The sequence below is a fragment of the Pseudomonas sp. S2_F03 genome (assembly GCF_054668335.1).
In genome coordinates this window covers 4605911-4624436 of sequence record NZ_CP162759.1, presented here as the reverse complement: position 1 = coordinate 4624436, position 18526 = coordinate 4605911, and the positions used below count along the sequence as shown (strand labels likewise).

Here is an 18526-nt window from a genome sequence, read left to right as displayed (position 1 = left end):
GATCGGAGCAGATCATGAATAACAACAACAACGACCAAAGCCTTACGCAAATTGAAACCCACGGGGTCGAACAGATCCCGGACAACGAACGCACCGCAGGCCCGACGGACTTGTTCCGGATGATCTTCGGCGGTTCCAACACCTTTGCCACCGCCGTGCTCGGCAGTTTCCCGGTATTGTTCGGCCTGTCGTTTCAGGCGGGCGTCTGGGCGATTGTGCTGGGCGTATTGCTGGGTTCGCTGATCCTCGCGCCTATGGGCCTGTTCGGCCCGATCAATGGCACCAACAACGCCGTGTCTTCCGGTGCGCACTTTGGCGTGCACGGACGGATCGTCGGTTCGTTCCTGTCGTTGCTGACCGCCATCGCCTTCTTCTCGCTGTCGGTGTGGAGTTCCGGTGATGCGTTGATCGGTGGTGCCAAACGCCTGATCGGCCTGCCGGAAACCGACCTGACCCTGGGCCTGGCCTACGGTCTGTTCGCGATTCTGGTGCTGACCGTTTGCATCTATGGCTTCCGCTTCCTGCTGTGGGTCAACAAGATCGCCGTGTGGAGCGCCAGCCTGCTGTTCCTGCTGGGCGTCTTCGCCTTCGCCGGTCCTTTTGATGTGAACTACGCCGGCACCGTCGGCATGGGTCAACCCGGTTTCTGGGCGGCGTTCATCGGCGCTGCGCTGGTGGCCATGAGCAACCCGATTTCCTTCGGCGCGTTCCTCGGCGACTGGTCGCGCTACATTCCGCGTGAAACCTCCAAGCGCCGGATCATGGCAGCGGTGGTGATCTCGCAGATCGCAACCTTCATTCCGTTCCTGTTCGGCCTGGCCACCGCGACCATCGTGGCAATCAAGGCGCCGGACTACATCGCGGCCAACAACTACGTCGGCGGCCTGCTGGCGGTATCGCCGAGCTGGTTCTTCCTGCCGGTGTGCCTGATTGCAGTGATCGGCGGCATGTCCACCGGCACCACGTCGCTGTATGGCACCGGGCTGGATATGTCCAGCGTGTTCCCTCGCGTGCTGTCGCGGGTTAAAGCGACGCTGCTGATCGGTGTGTTGTCGATTGCCTTCATCTTTATCGGTCGCTTCGCCGCGAACCTGGTGCAGAGCGTGTCGACCTTCGCCGTGATGATCATCACCTGCACCACCCCGTGGATGGTGATCATGATCATCGGCCTGTTGGTCCGTCGCGGCTTCTATTGCCCGGATGACCTGCAAGTGTTCACCCGTGGCGAGAAAGGTGGCCGTTACTGGTTCACCCACGGCTGGAACTGGCGTGGCCTGGGTGCCTGGATCCCGAGCGCGGCCGTCGGCCTGTGCTTCGTGAACCTGCCGGGTCAGTTTGTCGGACCACTGGGCGAAATGGCCGGCGGTATCGACATCAGCCTGCCGGTCACCCTGGGCCTGGCCTCGCTGGTGTACCTGGCACTGCTGAGCCTGTTCCCGGAAACGGCAGCGGTGTTCGGCCCGAACGACTCCCGCAGCAAGGGCACGCATTCGCTCGCTAAACCAGCGATGCGACAAGCTGCCTGATTCAACGCATTACCTGTGATCAATGCAGTACCTGTGGGAGCGAGGCTTGCCCGCGATGAACGATGACGCGGTCTGCCTGACGGACCGCGGCGCTCCCATCGCGGGCAAGCCACGCTCCCACAAGGGATTGATGTTCCCACAGGGATTGATTTCTGCTTCACCATAAAAAAGACAATTGGAGACACGCAACAATGGCTTTGGATTTATTCGTCGTACTCATCTACGCCGCCGCGATGCTGATACTCGGCTATTACGGCATGCGCAAGGCCAAGACCAACGAAGACTTTTTGGTCGCCGGTCGTAACCTCGGCCCGAGCCTGTACATGGGCACCATGGCTGCCACCGTTCTGGGCGGCGCCTCCACTGTCGGCACCGTACGTTTGGGTTATGTGCATGGCATTTCCGGTTTCTGGCTGTGCGCAGCCCTCGGTTGCGGGATCGTGGCGCTGAACCTGTTCCTCGCCAAACCGCTGCTGAAACTGAAGATCTACACCGTTACCCAGGTGCTGGAAAAACGCTACAACCCGATGGCCCGCTCCGCGAGCGCGGTGATCATGCTGGCGTATGCGCTGATGATCGGCGTGGTCTCGATCCTGGCAATCGGCACCGTGCTGCAAGTGCTGTTCGACCTGCCGTTCTGGCTATCGGTATTGGTCGGCGGTGGCGTGGTGGTGATTTATTCGGCGATCGGCGGCATGTGGTCCCTGACCCTGACCGACATCGTCCAGTTCGTCATCAAGACCGTGGGCCTGATGTTCATCCTGTTGCCAATCTGCCTGTACCGCGTCGGTGGTTGGGATGAGTTGGTGTTGAAGCTGCCGGCGTCGAACTTCAGCTTCACGACCATCGGCTGGGACACCATCATCACCTACTTCATGATCTACTTCTTCGGGATCCTGATCGGTCAGGACATCTGGCAACGGGTGTTCACCGTCAAGACCGCTAAAGTGGCTCAGGTTGCCGGTACCGCTGCCGGTATCTACTGCATCCTCTACGGCCTGGCCTGCGCGCTGATCGGCATGGCTGCACATGTACTGATCCCGGACCTGGACAACGTCAACAACGCCTTCGCCGCCATCGTCAAACTGTCCCTGCCGGACGGTATCCGTGGCCTGGTGATTGCGGCTGCCCTGGCGGCCATGATGTCCACCGCCAGCGCCGGCCTGCTCGCCGCCGCCACTACCCTGACCGAAGACCTGCTGCCGAAACTGCGCGGCGGTAAACAGTCGACTCTGGGCATCAACCGCCTGTTCACCCTGTTGACCGGTATCGTGGTGCTTGGCATCGCACTGGTGGTCAACGACGTGATCAGCGCCCTGACCCTGGCCTACAACCTGCTGGTGGGCGGCATGCTGATCCCGCTGATGGGTGCGATTTTCTGGAAGCGCGCGACCACCGCCGGCGCTATCGCCAGCATGGGCATGGGCTTCGCCACCGCGCTGGTGTTCATGTTCAAAGACGGCCTGGACGCCAACACCCCGATCTACTACAGCCTCGGTGTAGGCCTGGTGAGTTTCGTGCTGGTGAGCTTGATGTCCCGCCGCCCAGCCTTGGTGGCGAACGCCGCCTAAGCTGAACATAACGACTTGATGCTTTCTTCGACGGGTGTGGCGTCGGTTGCCACACCCGTTTTTTTTCGTCTGGAGAAAACTGCTTATGAAGATCGTCAGCCGCGATCAGTGGTTCGAGGTGAAACAGCTCAGCGATGGCATCCGCCTGATTCACGAGCCTTACATCCGCCCTTTCTACCGCTGCAACCTCTGGCACATTCAGGGGCGTGACAAGGATCTGCTGCTGGACAGCGGCTCCGGACTGGTCAGCCTGCGCGAGCAACTGCCGTGGATCACCGAGCGGCCGTTGGTGGCGGTGGCCAGTCATTGCCATTTCGACCACATCGCCGGGCATCACGAATTCCCAGAACGGCTGGTGCATCCGGCTGAAGCGGACATCCTCGCCGCGCCCGACGGCGACAACGATCTGAGCAAAGCCTTTGTCGGCGATGACATGTTCGAAGCCCACCCCGATTGCCCGTTGTGCTACGCCGAATACCGGGTCAAAGCCGCGCCGGCCACGGGCATGATTGAAGAAGGCGATGTGCTGGACCTGGGGGATCGCGTGCTGCAAGTGCTGCACACACCGGGGCATTCACCGGGCGGCATCAGCCTCTACGAAGCGGCGACCGAGACGCTGTTCAGCGGCGACATCATTTACGACGGGCCGCTGATCGAAGACGCCTACCACTCCAACCTCGACGACTATGCCCGCAGCCTGCAACGCTTGCGCGCGTTGCCGATCCGTACCGTGCATGGCGGGCATTTCGGCAGTTTTTCCGGGGAACATTTGCGCACGATGATTGACGAGTGGCAGCGCTTGCACGGCTGAAGCCTGCTGTACTCATGCGCAGGAAAACAACAATAACGCCCTTGAAGAATTTCCATGAAAAGAGTCGCCGTGCGTGCCGCCGTTCACCAATTCATCAGCCGGTTACTGGAAGGTCGGCAAGACTTCGACGACAACGCCAGTCTGGCGCAATTGGGTCTGGATAAAGCGGATATCGAAGATCTGATCTTCCATCTGGAAGATGAGCTGGGGTTGACGGCGTTTACCGCCGAGGAAGACCAGATGCTCAAGACCGCCAGGACGGCGAATGACTTGAGCCGGTTTTTGATTGAGATCGGGCGGCATTGAGTGTGCCCGGTCTCAGGAACGCATCTGAACCCTGTAGCAGCTGCCGAGCACCGCGAGGCTGCGTTCGGCGCAAGCCACATTCAGACGAAGCCGTCGGTGGGTTCAGATCCTGCGTGCAGGGATTGCGACTGCTGCGCAGCCGAACGCAGCCTCGCAGGCTCGTCAGCTGCTACACCGGCCGCATCGCCATTACCGGCGGCGTGGCTGGCGTCGGCGCTGTTCGTCGTCCGTACGGATGGGCACAGGTTGCAGAGGCGGTTCGATCAAACCGAGTGCGACACCCAGGTCATGCAGCCAGTTTTGGATTTTCTCTTTCATGGTGCCCCCTTCAGGGTAGTGCCGAGCGACCGGAATTCTGAGGCCGCTTCGCACTGATAATAGTCCGAAGTCCTACGCAATGCTCATCAAAAGTAGCAATGATCTGTTACTGAATTGAACAGAATACCTGACCGATCGTTCAAGCCAGCGCCTGCGCGAGAACCGGCGCCAACGGATAGACCGTCTGCTGCTGCTCGATCCACGCGTTCAAGTTGGCCCCGACCATCCCCTTGCGCCACATCAGCCACGTCGTCGCACGGGCGAACGGCTCGGCCAGCGGATGCACCGCGACGCTTTCACGGCCCGGCAGGCTGGCGAGCATCGATTCGGACATCAACGCCACGCCCGAGCCGGCAATTACGCAGGCAAGCATGCCCGGATAGGATTCGATCTCCATCGCCCGGCCCATGGCGGCACGGTCATGCGCGAACCAAGCCTCCAGGCGCATCCGGTAGGCACAGCCCTGGCGGAAGGTGAACACCGAGCGCCCTTCCACATCCAGCGCACTGTGCACCGGCGGGTGATCGGCCTCTGTGATCAGCACCAGCCGTTCGTCGCACAAGGGCACACCGTCCAGCCCAGCAAGCTCCAGCGGGCCATCCACCAGCGCTGCATCAAGCCTGCCGGTGAGCAGGCCTTCAAGCAATTCACCGCTCGGCCCGGATTGCACTTGCAGGTTTACCGCCGGGTAAAGGCGGTGGTAACGCGCCAACAATCCCGGCAGATGAATCGCCGCCGTGCTGTACATGGTGCCAAGCACGAAGTCCCCCGCCGGTTGCCCGCCTTGCACTGCCGCCTGGGCTTCGTCGTGCAGGTTGAACAGCTTGGCGGTGTAGTCCAGCAGGACTTTTCCCGCAGGCGACAACTGCAAACGCTGACGCTCACGGACGAACAGTTCTACGCCGAGTTGCTCCTCAAGCTGTTTAAGTCGTGTCGACAGGTTGGACGGCACCCGGCTCATACGTTCGGCGGCACGGGTAATCGAACCCTCCTGTGCCACAGCCTGGAAGATGCGCAGTTGGCTGAATTCCACGACATTCTCCAATACAGAACAAGTTGCTCACTATTATTCATTTTTAAAGAAAGTCAATCAGCCCTAGCCTGACGGTCATTGATCTCCGATTGGAACTCAGGCTATGTCCCCTCTGATTCGCTTGTCCGCCAGTTTTATCGCTCTGATGATGGCCATGGGCATCGGGCGCTTTGCCCTCACCCCGCAAATGCCGCACTTACTCAGCGAAGGTCAGATCGACTTGACCGCGGCCGGGCTGATCGCCGCTGCCAATTACCTTGGCTACTTCCTCGGCGCGCTGGATGCCATGTTCTCGCGCAGACCGACGCAAGTCCGTCAGCGTCTACTGGGAGGGTTGTGGCTCTGTGTGTTGCTGACCCTGGCGTCGTTCTGGGCCAACGGGTTCTGGTCGCATTTGCTGCTGCGCTTCGGCACCGGCGTGGCCAGCGCCTGGGTGTTGGTCATGATCACCGCGCTGAGCCAGCCATTGGCGGCAGCGGCCGGGCGTCCACGATTGGGCGCCCTGGTATTGCCGGACCGGGCCTGGGGATTTTCCTCACCGGTTTATTGGCCTTGGGGTCGAACTTGATGCAGCAGACTTCCGCCACGTTATGGCTGGTGTATGCCGGTGTTGCGCTGGTGATGCTGCTGGGGATTCTGCCGTTCCTGCCACAACCTGCGCCCACCGTGAGCACGGTGCAAAACCCGGCCCCTTCTGGCAATCAGGGTATCGCTCGATTGGGCCTGATCTATGGCTTGTACGGTCTGGGCTACATCATCCCCGCCACGTTTCTCTCACAAATGGCCAACGCACAGTTTCATGGGCAATGGCAGGCTGACCTGTTTTGGCCATGCTTCGGCCTGGCGTCGGCGGTCGGCGTGGTGCTGGTGAGCTGGCGTCGACAATCCATGAATGGCACCCGCCACTGGCTGATGATCACCTTGTGGCTGCAAGCTGCCGGGGTCTTCGCTTGCCTGTTGGGCAGCGGTGCGGGGTTGGCGCTGGGCGTGTTGCTGTGCGGCACGCCGTTCCTGGCTTGCATGCAGCTGGTGATGCAACGCTCCCGCGAACTGGCCCCCCATGCCACCCAGCGCAACGCCGGGCTGCTGACCGCGTGCTTCGCCGTCGGTCAACTCGCCGGGCCTTTGCTGGCCGCGCTCAGCAGCCATTTCAGCGGGGGTTTGCAGCCAGCACTGGTATTCGCCGGTGTCGGCTTGGTCATCGCGGGGATTGTTACTGCGTCCGGTCAGTGCTGCCCAAGGGCTTTGCGCAACCGACGGCGCACCCACTGCTCAGCGCTGACAAACGTGATGCCGAGCAGCACCAGCACCGCGCCGATGACGAAATTGAGGCTCAGTTCTTCACCCAGCAACACCACACCGAACGTGACACCGAACAGCGGCGTCATGAACGAAAACACCGCCAGGTTCGCCGCCAGATAACGCCGCAACAGCCAGAACCAGGTCAAGTAGCTGAAGAACGACACCACCAATCCCTGGAACAACACACTGGCCACCGCCACGGGGGTCAGGCTGACGTGAGTGACCTGGCCACTCAGGATGGCGATCAGGATCAGGCCAACAAAACCGACGATCAATTGATAGAACAAGGTGAGTGTCACCGGCGCTTCCGAGAGCCGCGAAGCGCGCACCACCACCGTGGTTGCGCCCCACGCTGCGCCGGCCAGTACGCCCAGCGCATCGCCCATCAACATGCGGTGATCAAGGTTGTCCCAGGACACACCACCGGCAAACGCGATGGCGATTCCGACGAAGGCGAGGAATATCCCCAGCCACTGCACAGGCCTTAAACGTTCACTGGGCAACAACCAGTGAACGCCCAGTGCGGTGAAAATCGGTGCGGTGTAAAGGAACACCGACATGTGCGCCGCCGTGGTCAGTTGCAAACCTTCGGAGATGAAGAAGAACTCCAGACCAAACAGCACACCGGCCAGCAAACCACCGCGCCAGGTCGTGCCGACCTGATCCCAGCCGCCCTTCCAGCAGATCAGCAATCCTACGAGCAATGCGGAAATGCCTGACCGCCCCGCCGCCTGCATGACTGGCGCGATGTCGGGTGCCGCCCACTTGATCATCACCTGCTGCACGCCCCAGATCAGGCACAACCCGATCATCACCTGCAGGGCAAACCCGTCGGCGCTACGCCGGCTGGCGCTCACCGTGACACCTCGACAACACAATCCATGGCAGAAACTCGGCAGGAAAAAACAAAGCCCGACACTGGCCCCCTGTAGCAGCTGTCGAGCCCCACGAGGCTGCGTCCGGCTGCGTAGCAGTCGTAAATCCTGTACACGCGGACTTTCTGAAACACCGCATCGTCTGAAATTACGGCCGCTTCGCAGCCGGACGCAGCCTCGCTGGGGCTCGACAGCTGCTACGGGCTGGACGGGCGGTGCGGGGTCAGCTTAGTTCAATGCGATCCGCGTGAATCACGATCTGGCCATTCTTGTACAACGCACCGATGGCCTTTTTGAAGTTGCCTTTGCTGACGCCAAACATACTGCTGATCACCGTCGGGTCGCTCTTGTCGCTGACGGGCAGGCTGCCGTTGTTTTCACGCAACTTGGCCAGGATCTTCGAGTTGAGACTGGTCGCAGCTTCTTCACCCACCGGTTGCAGGCTCAGGCTGATCTTGCCGTCGGCACGGACTTCTTTGATAAAGCCCTTCTCTTCTTTGCCGGCACGCATGAACTTGAAGATTTCGTTCTTGTGGATCAGGCCCCAGTGCTTGTTGTTGATGATTGCCTTGAAGCCCATGTCGGTTGCTTCGGCCACCAGCAAATCAACTTCCTGGCCCGGGGTGTAGTTGGCCGGGGTCTTGTCCAGGTAGCGATCCAGACGCGCGGTCGCGGTGATGCGACGGGTGTGCTTGTCGAGGTAGACATGCACCACCACATACTCACCGGCGGTCATCTGACGTTTTTCTTCGGAGTACGGCAGCAGCAGATCCTTCGGCAAACCCCAATCCAGGAAAACGCCGATGCTGTTGACTTCAACGACTTTCAAACTGGCGAATTCACCGACCTGAACTTTCGGCTTTTCGGTAGTTGCGATGAGTTTGTCATCGCTGTCCAGATAAATAAAAACGTTGAGCCAGTCTTCATCTTCGCTTGGAATATCTTTGGGAATATAACGATTAGGCAAAAGGATTTCGCCATCCGCCCCACCGTCCAGATATAAACCGAAGTTAGTGTGTTTAACCACTTGCAAACTGTTGTAACGCCCGACTAAAGCCATTTCAAATACCCTCATTACGTGGGCGGCATTCTACCCGGTTTTGCGGGCGACGTTCGGTGGCCGGCCCGGTGGCGAAAAATACTCTGCGAGCTTTGATTTTCCTGGGGGGTTGCCCCGATGGGCGTGCCGCTCGTCAGCCCGACAGGGTAATTTTGCCCTCTCCTTTCCCCTCCAGGAGCGGCCTCTTTTGATCAGAAGTTCTTAGTTAAAACAGCGAGTTATAGACCTATTGCAGATGACCGTTTGTGATAAACCCAGGCCCTGCGACGTGTATTTCGAGGGGATATTAGCCAAGCAATTGTCAAGTATTTCCTGTACGATGCCTGGCCAAGTTAATTTTCTACAGGTTAATGGCCGCCATGCGTGTAAAAGCATCCAACAGCAAAGCAAAGCCAGCTCCAGCCGTTGAAACCAGCGAATCGATCAACAGCCAGATCGCTGCGTTCCTCAAGTCCGGCGGTGAAATTCAGCAAATTGCCAAAGGCGTCAGCGGCCAGACGTTCGGCCCGTCCAAGCAGATCACTTTGGGCAAGAAGTAACACCCCCGCAGCAACTGGTCCATAGGCGCTTTGAGCTTCGAAGCGCTTGGACTGGAACCCTCCCGCAACACCCCGATACTCCCATCCTTCCAAAAATCGACGAACGGCCCACCATGCCGAGCATTCGCCGGTATCCTTGCACACGTCTAGAACAAGCGTTTCGGTAGGTTTTCGATTCCTGCTCCTCGCTGTCAATGGAGTGACGCATGCTCAAACCCTCTTATTTATTACTCAGTCTCCTGTTGTCGAGTTCGCTCGCCAATGCACAAATCTTTCAGCGTGAACTGGGCGATTTCGACCTCAAGCTCGGCACCACGCCCAGCCGCAGCATGGCCCAAGGTTTGGTCAAACCGTCCAGCTCCGGCTCATTCCATGGTGGCCTCGACCTGACGCACGACAGTGGTTTTTACGTCGGCCAATGGGCACCGAGCATGGGGTTGAGCCCGGGCAAGAACCTTGAAGTCGATTCCTACGTCGGGTTTAAACAACCCTTCGATCAAACCCTCGGCTACGAAGTCGGCATGATCCACTACAGCTATCCGAAAGTGGACACCCTCGACAGCCAGGAACTCTTCGGCGGCCTGACCCTGCTCGGCAGTCGCTTTGGGGCGGCCTTCAGCAACGACCCCGACAAACTGAACCAAACGTTGTTTGCCGACCTCCGAGGCAACCAACCGTTCGGCATTGGGATCAGCATGAAATACACCACCCACCAGCTCTACACACCAGTGACGGTCGACGGTGGGTATGTCGGCAGTTTTACCGACTGGTCAGTGCAACTTTCGCGGCCGTTCATGGGCATCGACCTGGACCTGATCTACAGTGACTCTAACCTCAGCGGCAGCCAGTGCTCGGCCTATTCCGGGCACAACAGCCAATGCGACGGGCTGGTCACCCTCAAGGCCGAACACGCGTTTTATTGAGCGGCTGAACGGCCAGGCTCATCCAGCGTTCACATGAGAACTACGCATTCGCAAGGATCCGCCCATGTCGTACTGGCCAGTTCGTTTCGCCACGTTGATCATCCTGGTCCTCGCCCTCGGCGCGTGCAGCCGAATGGGCCTGGCCTACCGCAATCTCGACGTGATCATTCCGTGGACGCTCAACGACTACCTGGACATGAACAGCGAGCAAAAAGGCTGGTTCAACGAGCGCCTCAAGGAACACCTGAGCTGGCACTGCACCACGCAACTGCCGGGCTACCTGGATTGGCTGGACCGCTTGCAGACCATGGTCGAAACCAACCAGGTCACCGACGCAGCTCTGCAAGCCCGCACGCAGGAAGCCAAAGCCGCCATCGCCCAGACCGCCCGGGAAATCACCCCGTCGGCCATCGAGTTGTTGCAGGGGCTGGATGACAAACAAGTCGCGGAAATGAACGATGCCTTTGCCAAGGATCAGCGCAAACGGCAGGAGGAATACCTCAAACCGTCCCTCGATCAGCAAATCAAGCAGCGTGCCGAACGCATGGAGAAACGTCTGGATAACTGGCTTGGCCCGCTGAGCCCCACCCAGCAACAACGGGTGCTCACCTGGTCGAAAGCCCTGGGTGATCAGAACACGCAATGGATCGCCAACCGCGCACATTGGCAGAAGCAGTTCAGCGCAGCCGTTGCCCAGCGCCATAGTGCGGATTTCCCACAGCGAATCGAGACGCTTCTGGTCAATCGCGAGAGTTTGTGGACGCCGGCCTATCGTCAGGCCTACGCCAATACCGAAGCCCAGGCGCGGGGATTGATCGTGGATCTGATGGCCGAGAGCACACCGCCCCAGCGTCAGCGGTTATTGAAAAAGATTGAAGGTGTGAGGAAAGACTTCAACGACCTCAAGTGCCTGAAGGCCGCCAAACAAACTTAACCCCCCTGTGGGAGCGAGCTTGCTCGCGATTGCGGTACATCAGTCACATCATAGTTAACTGACACACCGCAATCGCGAGCAAGCTCGCTCCCACAGGGTTATGCGCTGTCTTCAGGCAATCTGCGCTTTAGACGCGACGTGATCAAACGTCACTTCATCCAGCGCATCGTCCTGCTCATCCAGCACCTGCCGAGGATGATCATTGCCCGGAATACTGCTGTCGATCAGGCTTAATAAGCTGGAGCCGCGCGGGGTCAAGATGTAATTCGAACCGGTGCCGCCCTGCTCCTCAGGCCGAGGCTCGATGTAGCCTCGTAGCAGAAGTAACTTTTCGTACCCGCCCGCCACCGCTTTGAGGTGATCCAGGTTTTCCGTCTGTTCGCCCTCCGCCGTTTTTTGTGCCACGTACTGCTCGGCATAGGGCCGCGGCGTGAAACTGCTGGCGCCGTTCTGCACTTCGTGCAGCAAGCGTTCAATCAAATCCCAGTTATAAGTCGTCATCCTGATTCAACCTCCGGACCGCGTGATTCAAAGGGCCTTCTTAAGTTGTGACCGGTGCCGCGCGCAGCCGTTCAGCCGAGGTCTTGAACAGCACCGACCGGCGGTATGTCGAATCGGGCGCAGGTCAAACGACTAGGCTGTGTAAGTCACCTCCCCGCCCCCCGCAGGAGAAAAGCCAATGAACATTCAGAATCATCCCGTCGTGTCCCGCGAAGAATGGCTCGCCGCGCGCAAACAACACCTGACCCACGAAAAAGCCTTCACCAAGGAACGCGACAAACTCAGCGCCGAACGCCGCGCCCTGCCCTGGGTGAAAATCGACAAGGACTACCACTTTCAGGACCCCCACGGCGAACTGAAACTGGCCGACCTGTTTGGCGGCCGCAGTCAATTAGTCATCTACCACTTCATGTTTGCCGAAGGCTGGGACGAAGGTTGTCCCGGCTGCTCGTTCCTGTCTGACCACATCGACGGCGCCAACCAACACTTGGCGCACCATGACATCGCCGTTGTAGCGGTTTCCCACGCGCCGTTCGCCCAATTCCAGGCCTTCAAGCGGCGCATGGGCTGGAAATTCGACTGGGTGTCGTCAGAGGGTTGCGATTTCAACTACGACTTTGGCGTCACCGCCCGAGCCGAAGAGGTGGCGGCTGGCAAAGCCACCTACAACTACGAAAAAACCGACGGTGCCGAAGAAGAACTCCCCGGCTTGAGCGTGTTTTATCGCAATGAAGCCGGCGACATTTTCCACACCTATTCCACCTATGCGCGAGGACTGGACATGTTGGTCGGGGCCTACAACTACCTTGACCTCACGCCCAAAGGCCGCAATGAAGAAGAGATCATGGAATGGGTGCGGCATCACGACAAATACGAAGACAAAGCCGCAGCCAGCTGCTGCCATGGCGGCTAGCCTCTTAGACAGAGTCGCGGCCATCGCAGGCAAGCCAGCTCCCACATTGGATTTGCGTGCACCACCCATCCCCTGTGGGAGCGAGCTTGCTCGCGATGAGGCCCGCCCAGCCACCGCCCCCTCAAACGAACCAGACTCCAAGGCCCCAGACAATGAACGTCACCTTGAAAACCCTCCCCCCAGCACGCGTCGCCTACCTGCGCTACACCGGCCCCTACGGCCCGGAAATCGGCACCTTCTGGCGCGAAACCGTCGCCCCGTGGATGATCGAAAACAACCTGCTCAACCGCGTGCGCTACGGCATGGGCCACGACGACCCAAGCACCACACTTGCGCAATACTGCCGCTACGACGCCTGCGTCGAAGTACCCGCCGACTTCGAACCGAAATACCCGTTCGCCGTCACCAATCTGCCCGGCGGCCGCTATGCCGTCGCCCACTTCAAAGGCCCGGCCAGTGAAATTCCGGCGGCATGGGGTGAGTTGTGCGGGCAATGGATGCCGGAAAGCGGATTGGCCTACGACCAGCGTCCGGGTTTCGAGCGGTACCCGGTGGAGGCTTCTTACGATGAGAGCACTGGCGTGATGGAAATGGATATGTGCATTGCCGTAAAAGACCAGTAACCCATAATCCACTGTGGGATCGAGCCTGCTCGCAATGACGGATTAACATCCGTCCCTTATCTATTACGTTTCAGGCAGGCTCATCACCGGAATGCACTGTTGAGCTTGGGTAATGTCGTAAACATGCTGTTCACAGCGCTCACTGACGGACTGAAACTCCACCAGATACACCTTACTGCTTTCTGGAGTGAATGAACTTTTCAGTGGGCCGCAACGATAAGTACTTCCTATGCTCTCGCCACTCGCGTAACCCGAGACTTTAAAAATTTCATTTAAATCGGCTTGCGTCTCCGGTCATCCAAACAAATAAATCCGTCCCGTTTACCCCCTTTTCCGTCCAACACATCAGCATTTTCAGACGATGGGAACCGACAGTGGAAAGTGCTTGAGCGAGCGTGCGTAAGAATCGAATGGTCTGCATGGGATCGGGATCTTGTTTTTGTGTGGTGCAATACAAGCTGCCGACCCATGCAGGTCTCTTAAATCCCCAACCTCTTGATTTCTCGTAGGAAAAATCGGTGATTTCTCAGAATCCGTCCCCTTTCCGAACTTCTCCAGGGGTTCCACCCTCAACCGGTTAACCCGCCTTAATCAGAACAATAGTAACGGGACAGATTTATTCTCCTGGCCATTGCTCCATACCAAACAATAAATCCGTCCCCTTTTCCGCTTTACCACTTCCCTTTTCGCTTTTCCGGTCTCTCTTGCATCCATTACTTCAAAAGTAAACTTGGTTCCGCCCTTCCCGTTGCCAAATCAACTTCATACATTCCGCCATCCCACCTATACCCTTGAAGCCGACCACCGACACAAATGATATTAGTAAACGGCCCACCATTAGAATCAAAATCTGAAGTTACCTGCCAAACAACATTCCCTTCACGATCAATCAGAAAAATATTTCTTGCACACTCAACACTCCCGAAAACACCATCTTGACCAAGCCGATCAAACAGAATGACGCTTAGCTCAGTTGAGAGCTCAATGATTTGGGAAGCCACGCTTTTATCGATATATTGGCTCATTATAACGGCCTCGGAACACCAAAATTAGTACTTGGAATCTGATCTAGCAGCTGATACTGAACTCCGCCTTTATTGTTCACGCCAAACTCTGGCTGAGCAGCGACACGCCCAACCTGCATATTGGTTCCCATAGGAACATTAACATCTGCAATCTGAGTCGGGATTTTTGGCAAAGCCAAATGCTGCTGAATTTCCAAAGGGGTCATTCCTGAAATCTCATCAGCTCGAACAAGGAATGCTCCTTGGGGGTTGTCCATAGTAGAAACCCGTACAAACTGAATATCAGTATTCGTTGTAAAGGTTCTGACCTGTGAACCCACATCATATGGTGGGTTCCAGCCTCGTGCGACAAACGGGGCATTTGCCTGATCGGCACTGATCGCTCGCACATTAATAATCGAGCGGTTGGGTAAAAAAGTCCCATTGATAGTATCCAGGTTTTTCGTGGTATTGATTTCAATCGTCGCAACGCGCTCGCCAAGATCAGCACCCTCCTTGACAAGCATCTTACTCAAGGTTTTGCTCGATACCTCAATCCCTATTTTTGCCAGGGTCAGCCCTGCTTTAGCTGCCCCACCGACACCGGTTACCACACTCCCCACGGTGTAAATCAACAGGCCCAAATCGCGTCCCAATTGGACCGCCTGATCATCCCCACCGGTTTCAAACGCGAGCTTCATCCGGTCAATACTGGCCAATAAGCTATCCGTCGCCGCATCGCCTAACTTGGCGCGCACGGCCGGATCACTGACTGCTGACGCGAGACCACTCAAACCATCGATGGGATGAGCCAGGAATTGCGCCATGCCTTCAATGTCTTGCATGCCCCCCTCAGAGAGGCCCTGCCTAAGCCCACCAACGGTGAGAATATCTTGCTTAGCAGAGACACCGATCCATTTGGCATAGACCAATGCTTGGGCTATCAATCCCTTGCTCTTGGCTTCTTCCAACTCCTTTTGCATCTGTACAATTTGTTGCGTCGCCAACCAATTGTTATCGACGTTCGCCGTAGCCGCGTTGTTAGCAGTTGCCGCCCCATTCGGGTTGCTCATTGCCGCAATGCCGGTCACCAGGCTGGTGATAATGTTGCGTTTGGCCTCTCGCTCTATGGCGGTTTCATTCGGGTCGGAGTCTGCGAACAGTCCCGCCAGCAAGCTAGCGGCAGAACCTCCCAAAGCACCGGCCGAGCAGCTCTGATTACTGGCCGCCGCGCCGGCACAGCCGAGAATCGCATGGAGTGCCGCGTGTTCAGGACTTCCTTCTTTCAGGCCCTTTTTCACCAGTTCGCCGATGTACGCCGAGCCTTGCTGCTGAACGAAGTTGACCACCATGTTCTGCGCAAACTGGGCGCCGCTGCCGGCGACATTGCCGCTGATACCCGCGACCAAGGCGGTTGCAATTTGCCGGTAGGTGCCACCCGCGCCCCAGTTTTCATCGATGTTCTTGATCTCCTCCTTTAGCGCCTGATAATTCTGAAGGTGCTTGCGCTGATCGGCCTCAGACGCTCCGACCGCAATCATCAGCAGCCTTTCCTTCTCAGCCTGCTCCTTCAAGCGGTCTATTTCCCGCGCACGACTCTCAATGTACTGAGATACGTTCTGCACAAACTTGCCGACAATCTCGAAATCCACGCCGATCTCTTGTTCGTCAAAGATCGGTTTGAGTTTGTGAGTGCCGTCACGATCGCTGGAGACATCGGTATTGATCGCGGCAATGGCTTGTTCTGCCGTCTGGCCGGTCAATTCCTGCTGCTTGACGGTATTGGTGATGGTGACCGCTGCTCCACTGATCCCGCTGTGGGTGGTGCTGCGGGAGCTATCGCCGGCGAACAGGACGATTGGTGTTGTTGAGCTCACGCCGTTCTTACTGGCAACGACAGGACCGCCTCTATTGGCCGTCGCGCTGGCATTGCCGTTTGCATCACGGCCCATGTCGCCGCCGTAACCGCCGCTGAGGTTGATGCTGCTGGCGTCGTAATCAGCCTTGTTTTTGATATCGGAAGTGGTCAGTGTCCCGGTGCTCAGGGTGTTTTGGCCGTCGGCAACCGCTTTGTCGGTACTGGCGATGATCGCCCCGACCAGATCGGTATTGCCGGTAACCTCAACCTGGAAACCGCCATCACCGGCCTTGATGCCCGATTGTTCACTGACACTGGCGTAATCGCTTTGCATGTGTTGCTGGGCGATGCCGCCGCTGACGCTGCTGGTGCCAACACAGAACGGTGGAACGCACAGACTCACCCCAATGTTGGCGCTCGACTGCTGCGATTTGTAGGTGCTGGTGTCCTGCAAGCTTTCGATATTGAGGTCGCCGCCCACCTTGACCTTGACCGTCTCACCGCTGGCGACCGCGCCCTTGATGTTGGTGTCACCACCACTTTGCAGGTTCAGCGTATGGCCGGACTTGATCGACGTATTGGTTTGCGTGACATCATCGCCATCAGCACTGCCGCGTCCCTTGTTGGCGGCGAGTTCAAAGGTGATGCCATTGCTTTCACCAAAGCCGAAACCAATGCCGGCGCTCCAGCCGCTGTTGCTGTTGCTGCTTTCCTGATGCGCCGTATTTTGCGCGGACAATAAATTGATTGCGCCGTCGGCCTTGAGGGATACATCGCCCCCGCCTTCGATCCGGCTTCCGACCACATTGATATCGCTATCAGCACCGGCTCCCATGGAGACGATGTTGATGTTGCCTCCGGCAATCACTCCGCTGCCGACAACGTTTCGACTCGGAAAGAGGACCGGACATATTTTCTACCAAAATAAATCAGCTCCCTATCTGTTATGTTTCAGGCAGGCTCATCACCGGAATACGCTGTTGAGTTTGGGTAATGTCGTAAACATGCTGTTCACAACGCCCGCTAACGAACTGAAACTCAACCAGATACACCTTGCTTCTTTCTGGAGTGAACGAGTTTTTCAGTGGGCCGCAACGATAGGTACTTCCTATGCTCTCGCCACTCGCGTAACCCGAGACTTTAAACGGCTCATTGGAGTCGGCTTGCGTCTCCAACTGCGGGAAGTGTTTAAGAGTTGTGCTGTTGGCCACTTCGTTGAGCTTGGCAATCCAGCCGAACACCTTTTCCTGTCCCGAATCCACCACGGTTCCAAGCACCTCGGCACGCTGATCGGGATCCGCTGCGCGGCTGATCGCGAACTCTACAGGGTAGGTGCTGCCCGATGCTTTCATGATAACTTTGGCGTGCTGCGCATCGACAGTCACTGTGTTTTGGTGCAGCTGGATGCCGTCCTTCCACGGGCTGGATGAAGAGACCCTAGCGTTGGAATGGCAGCCTGGCAATATCAGAACCAACGTCACTGTGGGAGCGAGCCTGCTCGCGAAGACTGACTACCATTCAACACAAATACCAGCAGACGCATCGCTTTCTCGAGCAAGCTCGCAACCACGATGGTGTAGTGATTATTGGCTCTATTCATTAACTGACAACAACCTGGCATACGCCCTACAGACCAAGAAAATAAATCCCCTTTTCCTTCTATTCAACCCGTAGGCGGGAGTTTGCTCTCGCTCCTACAGGTCCAAAGTCATACTGACCGGGTCACTTGATCAAGTCTGGCCGAGTGGACTTGAGCATCGCTGCGCTGACCGTGCCTTGAACCGAGCAGGTGATCATACCTTTGCTGGTCTTGGTCACGTCTTGCGAAGCAGGTTCTACCATCAATATCCGTTCTGCCGTATCGGTCACCAACTTGCCTGCATTGTCATCGCCGTTTTCCGGTACCCAGCCTGACTGCTTGTGCGACCAGATTTGCGCGCGGGCGTAAATCCCGTTGGCGCTCTCCAAGTTGCTACCCGGTACTTTATTCAACTGTGCGTAAAGCTCATCGGGCGCCTGCTGTGTATAGAACCCCCAGCCAATGATGCGCGAGCCCATCAGATTCTGGTCTTCCGCAAAAAAGCCGGTCAACGCAACGCCGTTGAGAGTGACCGGCGTGTCGAACACCCAGCGCTGCCCCATTTCGGTTTTGGTTCCGCCACTCAACGTAATCTTCCCGTTGTCCAGCGCACTGGAAATGCGTTCCTTGAGACCGGGCTGATTTACCACTGCTAGGGAGTTTTCGTCACAGGCGAGAAATGTTTGCAGTGCAGGCGAGACGGCGAAGCTGCTGGTGCAAGTAACCAGCGCTGCGAAAGGGATGAGCAGGTAATTCCATTTCATTGAGTTACTCCTAGCCTCAAAACGATGATCGTCTATACGGCACAGTGGGAACAAGCGAGTCTTAGTGTGAAGGGTGACTGCGTGGA

The 18526-nt window shown here is 57.6% G+C and carries 18 protein-coding genes and 1 pseudogene; 10 read left to right on the top strand and 9 right to left on the bottom strand.

Annotated elements, in window-relative coordinates:
* The first annotated feature begins 14 nt into the window (after positions 1-14).
* The 4 genes from AB4N76_RS21625 to AB4N76_RS21610 all read left to right on the top strand — a co-directional run bounded on the left by AB4N76_RS21625 (position 15) and on the right by AB4N76_RS21610 (position 4214).
* Entirely contained in the window at positions 15-1526 is a 1512-nt protein-coding gene (locus AB4N76_RS21625) for a purine-cytosine permease family protein (protein ID WP_460163500.1), read from the top strand.
* Between the two features lie 191 nt (positions 1527-1717).
* Entirely contained in the window at positions 1718-3097 is a 1380-nt protein-coding gene (locus tag AB4N76_RS21620) for a sodium:solute symporter family protein (protein ID WP_077430684.1), read from the top strand.
* Positions 3098-3182: 85 nt separating this feature from the next.
* Positions 3183-3908: an MBL fold metallo-hydrolase gene (locus AB4N76_RS21615; RefSeq protein WP_046033359.1), complete on the top strand. Its 726-nt coding sequence runs from the start codon at positions 3183-3185 to the stop codon at positions 3906-3908.
* A 54-nt stretch (positions 3909-3962) separates the two neighbouring features.
* Positions 3963-4214 (top strand): acyl carrier protein, encoded by a 252-nt coding sequence (locus tag AB4N76_RS21610; RefSeq protein WP_460163499.1) that lies wholly within the window; start codon positions 3963-3965, stop codon positions 4212-4214.
* Positions 4215-4403: 189 nt separating this feature from the next.
* Here AB4N76_RS21610 and AB4N76_RS21605 read toward each other — a convergent pair whose 3' ends face one another.
* Both AB4N76_RS21605 and ptrR read right to left on the bottom strand, forming a co-directional pair.
* Positions 4404-4532: a PA1414 family protein gene (locus AB4N76_RS21605; protein ID WP_003184145.1), complete on the bottom strand. Its 129-nt coding sequence runs from the start codon at positions 4530-4532 to the stop codon at positions 4404-4406.
* A gap of 139 nt (positions 4533-4671) precedes the next feature.
* The gene (ptrR, locus tag AB4N76_RS21600) at positions 4672-5565 is read right to left on the bottom strand and encodes a putrescine utilization regulator PtrR (protein ID WP_077430685.1); all 894 of its coding nucleotides are present in this window, start codon (positions 5563-5565) and stop codon (positions 4672-4674) included.
* 103 nt (positions 5566-5668) lie between these two features.
* Here ptrR and AB4N76_RS21595 point away from each other — a divergent pair.
* Positions 5669-6847 (top strand): annotated as a pseudogene (locus AB4N76_RS21595) (MFS transporter).
* Here AB4N76_RS21595 and AB4N76_RS21590 read toward each other — a convergent pair.
* Together AB4N76_RS21590 and AB4N76_RS21585 are read right to left on the bottom strand one after the other, a co-directional pair.
* The gene (locus tag AB4N76_RS21590) at positions 6792-7724 is read right to left on the bottom strand and encodes a DMT family transporter (protein WP_046033355.1); all 933 of its coding nucleotides are present in this window, start codon (positions 7722-7724) and stop codon (positions 6792-6794) included. The pseudogene AB4N76_RS21595 and the gene AB4N76_RS21590 overlap by 56 nt on opposite strands.
* A gap of 241 nt (positions 7725-7965) precedes the next feature.
* Complete coding sequence (locus tag AB4N76_RS21585) at positions 7966-8802, bottom strand: CvfB family protein (protein ID WP_046033354.1); 837 nt, start codon at positions 8800-8802, stop codon at positions 7966-7968.
* 350 nt (positions 8803-9152) lie between these two features.
* Between AB4N76_RS21585 and AB4N76_RS21580 the strand changes: the two genes are divergently transcribed.
* The 3 genes from AB4N76_RS21580 to AB4N76_RS21570 all read left to right on the top strand — a co-directional run bounded on the left by AB4N76_RS21580 (position 9153) and on the right by AB4N76_RS21570 (position 11198).
* A complete protein-coding gene (locus AB4N76_RS21580) occupies positions 9153-9341 on the top strand; it encodes a hypothetical protein (protein WP_172668627.1) in 189 nt (62 codons plus the stop codon).
* A 206-nt stretch (positions 9342-9547) separates the two neighbouring features.
* Positions 9548-10264 carry a TorF family putative porin gene (locus tag AB4N76_RS21575; RefSeq protein ID WP_046033353.1) on the top strand — a complete coding sequence of 239 codons (717 nt, stop codon included), beginning with the start codon at positions 9548-9550 and terminating at the stop codon, positions 10262-10264.
* 64 nt (positions 10265-10328) lie between these two features.
* Entirely contained in the window at positions 10329-11198 is an 870-nt protein-coding gene (locus AB4N76_RS21570; RefSeq protein ID WP_460163498.1) for a DUF6279 family lipoprotein, read from the top strand.
* A 111-nt stretch (positions 11199-11309) separates the two neighbouring features.
* Here AB4N76_RS21570 and AB4N76_RS21565 read toward each other — a convergent pair whose 3' ends face one another.
* The gene (locus AB4N76_RS21565) at positions 11310-11699 is read right to left on the bottom strand and encodes a transcriptional regulator (protein ID WP_077430687.1); all 390 of its coding nucleotides are present in this window, start codon (positions 11697-11699) and stop codon (positions 11310-11312) included.
* Positions 11700-11877: 178 nt separating this feature from the next.
* Between AB4N76_RS21565 and AB4N76_RS21560 the strand changes: the two genes are divergently transcribed.
* Positions 11878-12612 (top strand): DUF899 domain-containing protein, encoded by a 735-nt coding sequence (locus tag AB4N76_RS21560; RefSeq protein WP_077430688.1) that lies wholly within the window; start codon positions 11878-11880, stop codon positions 12610-12612.
* Between the two features lie 164 nt (positions 12613-12776).
* On the top strand, positions 12777-13235 hold the full coding sequence (locus tag AB4N76_RS21555; RefSeq protein ID WP_460163497.1) for an AraC family transcriptional regulator: 459 nt from the start codon (positions 12777-12779) through the stop codon (positions 13233-13235).
* A 713-nt stretch (positions 13236-13948) separates the two neighbouring features.
* Here the strand turns inward: AB4N76_RS21555 and AB4N76_RS21550 are convergent.
* The 4 genes from AB4N76_RS21550 to AB4N76_RS21535 form a co-directional block, all read right to left on the bottom strand.
* The gene (locus AB4N76_RS21550) at positions 13949-14260 is read right to left on the bottom strand and encodes a hypothetical protein (protein WP_221174471.1); all 312 of its coding nucleotides are present in this window, start codon (positions 14258-14260) and stop codon (positions 13949-13951) included.
* On the bottom strand, positions 14260-16965 hold the full coding sequence (locus tag AB4N76_RS21545) for a hemagglutinin repeat-containing protein (protein ID WP_460163496.1): 2706 nt from the start codon (positions 16963-16965) through the stop codon (positions 14260-14262). Before AB4N76_RS21545 ends, AB4N76_RS21550 begins: the two co-directional genes overlap by 1 nt.
* A gap of 76 nt (positions 16966-17041) precedes the next feature.
* Entirely contained in the window at positions 17042-17578 is a 537-nt protein-coding gene (locus AB4N76_RS21540) for a hypothetical protein (RefSeq protein ID WP_460163495.1), read from the bottom strand.
* 241 nt (positions 17579-17819) lie between these two features.
* On the bottom strand, positions 17820-18440 hold the full coding sequence (locus AB4N76_RS21535) for a hypothetical protein (RefSeq protein WP_046033347.1): 621 nt from the start codon (positions 18438-18440) through the stop codon (positions 17820-17822).
* Positions 18441-18526 lie beyond the last annotated feature (86 nt).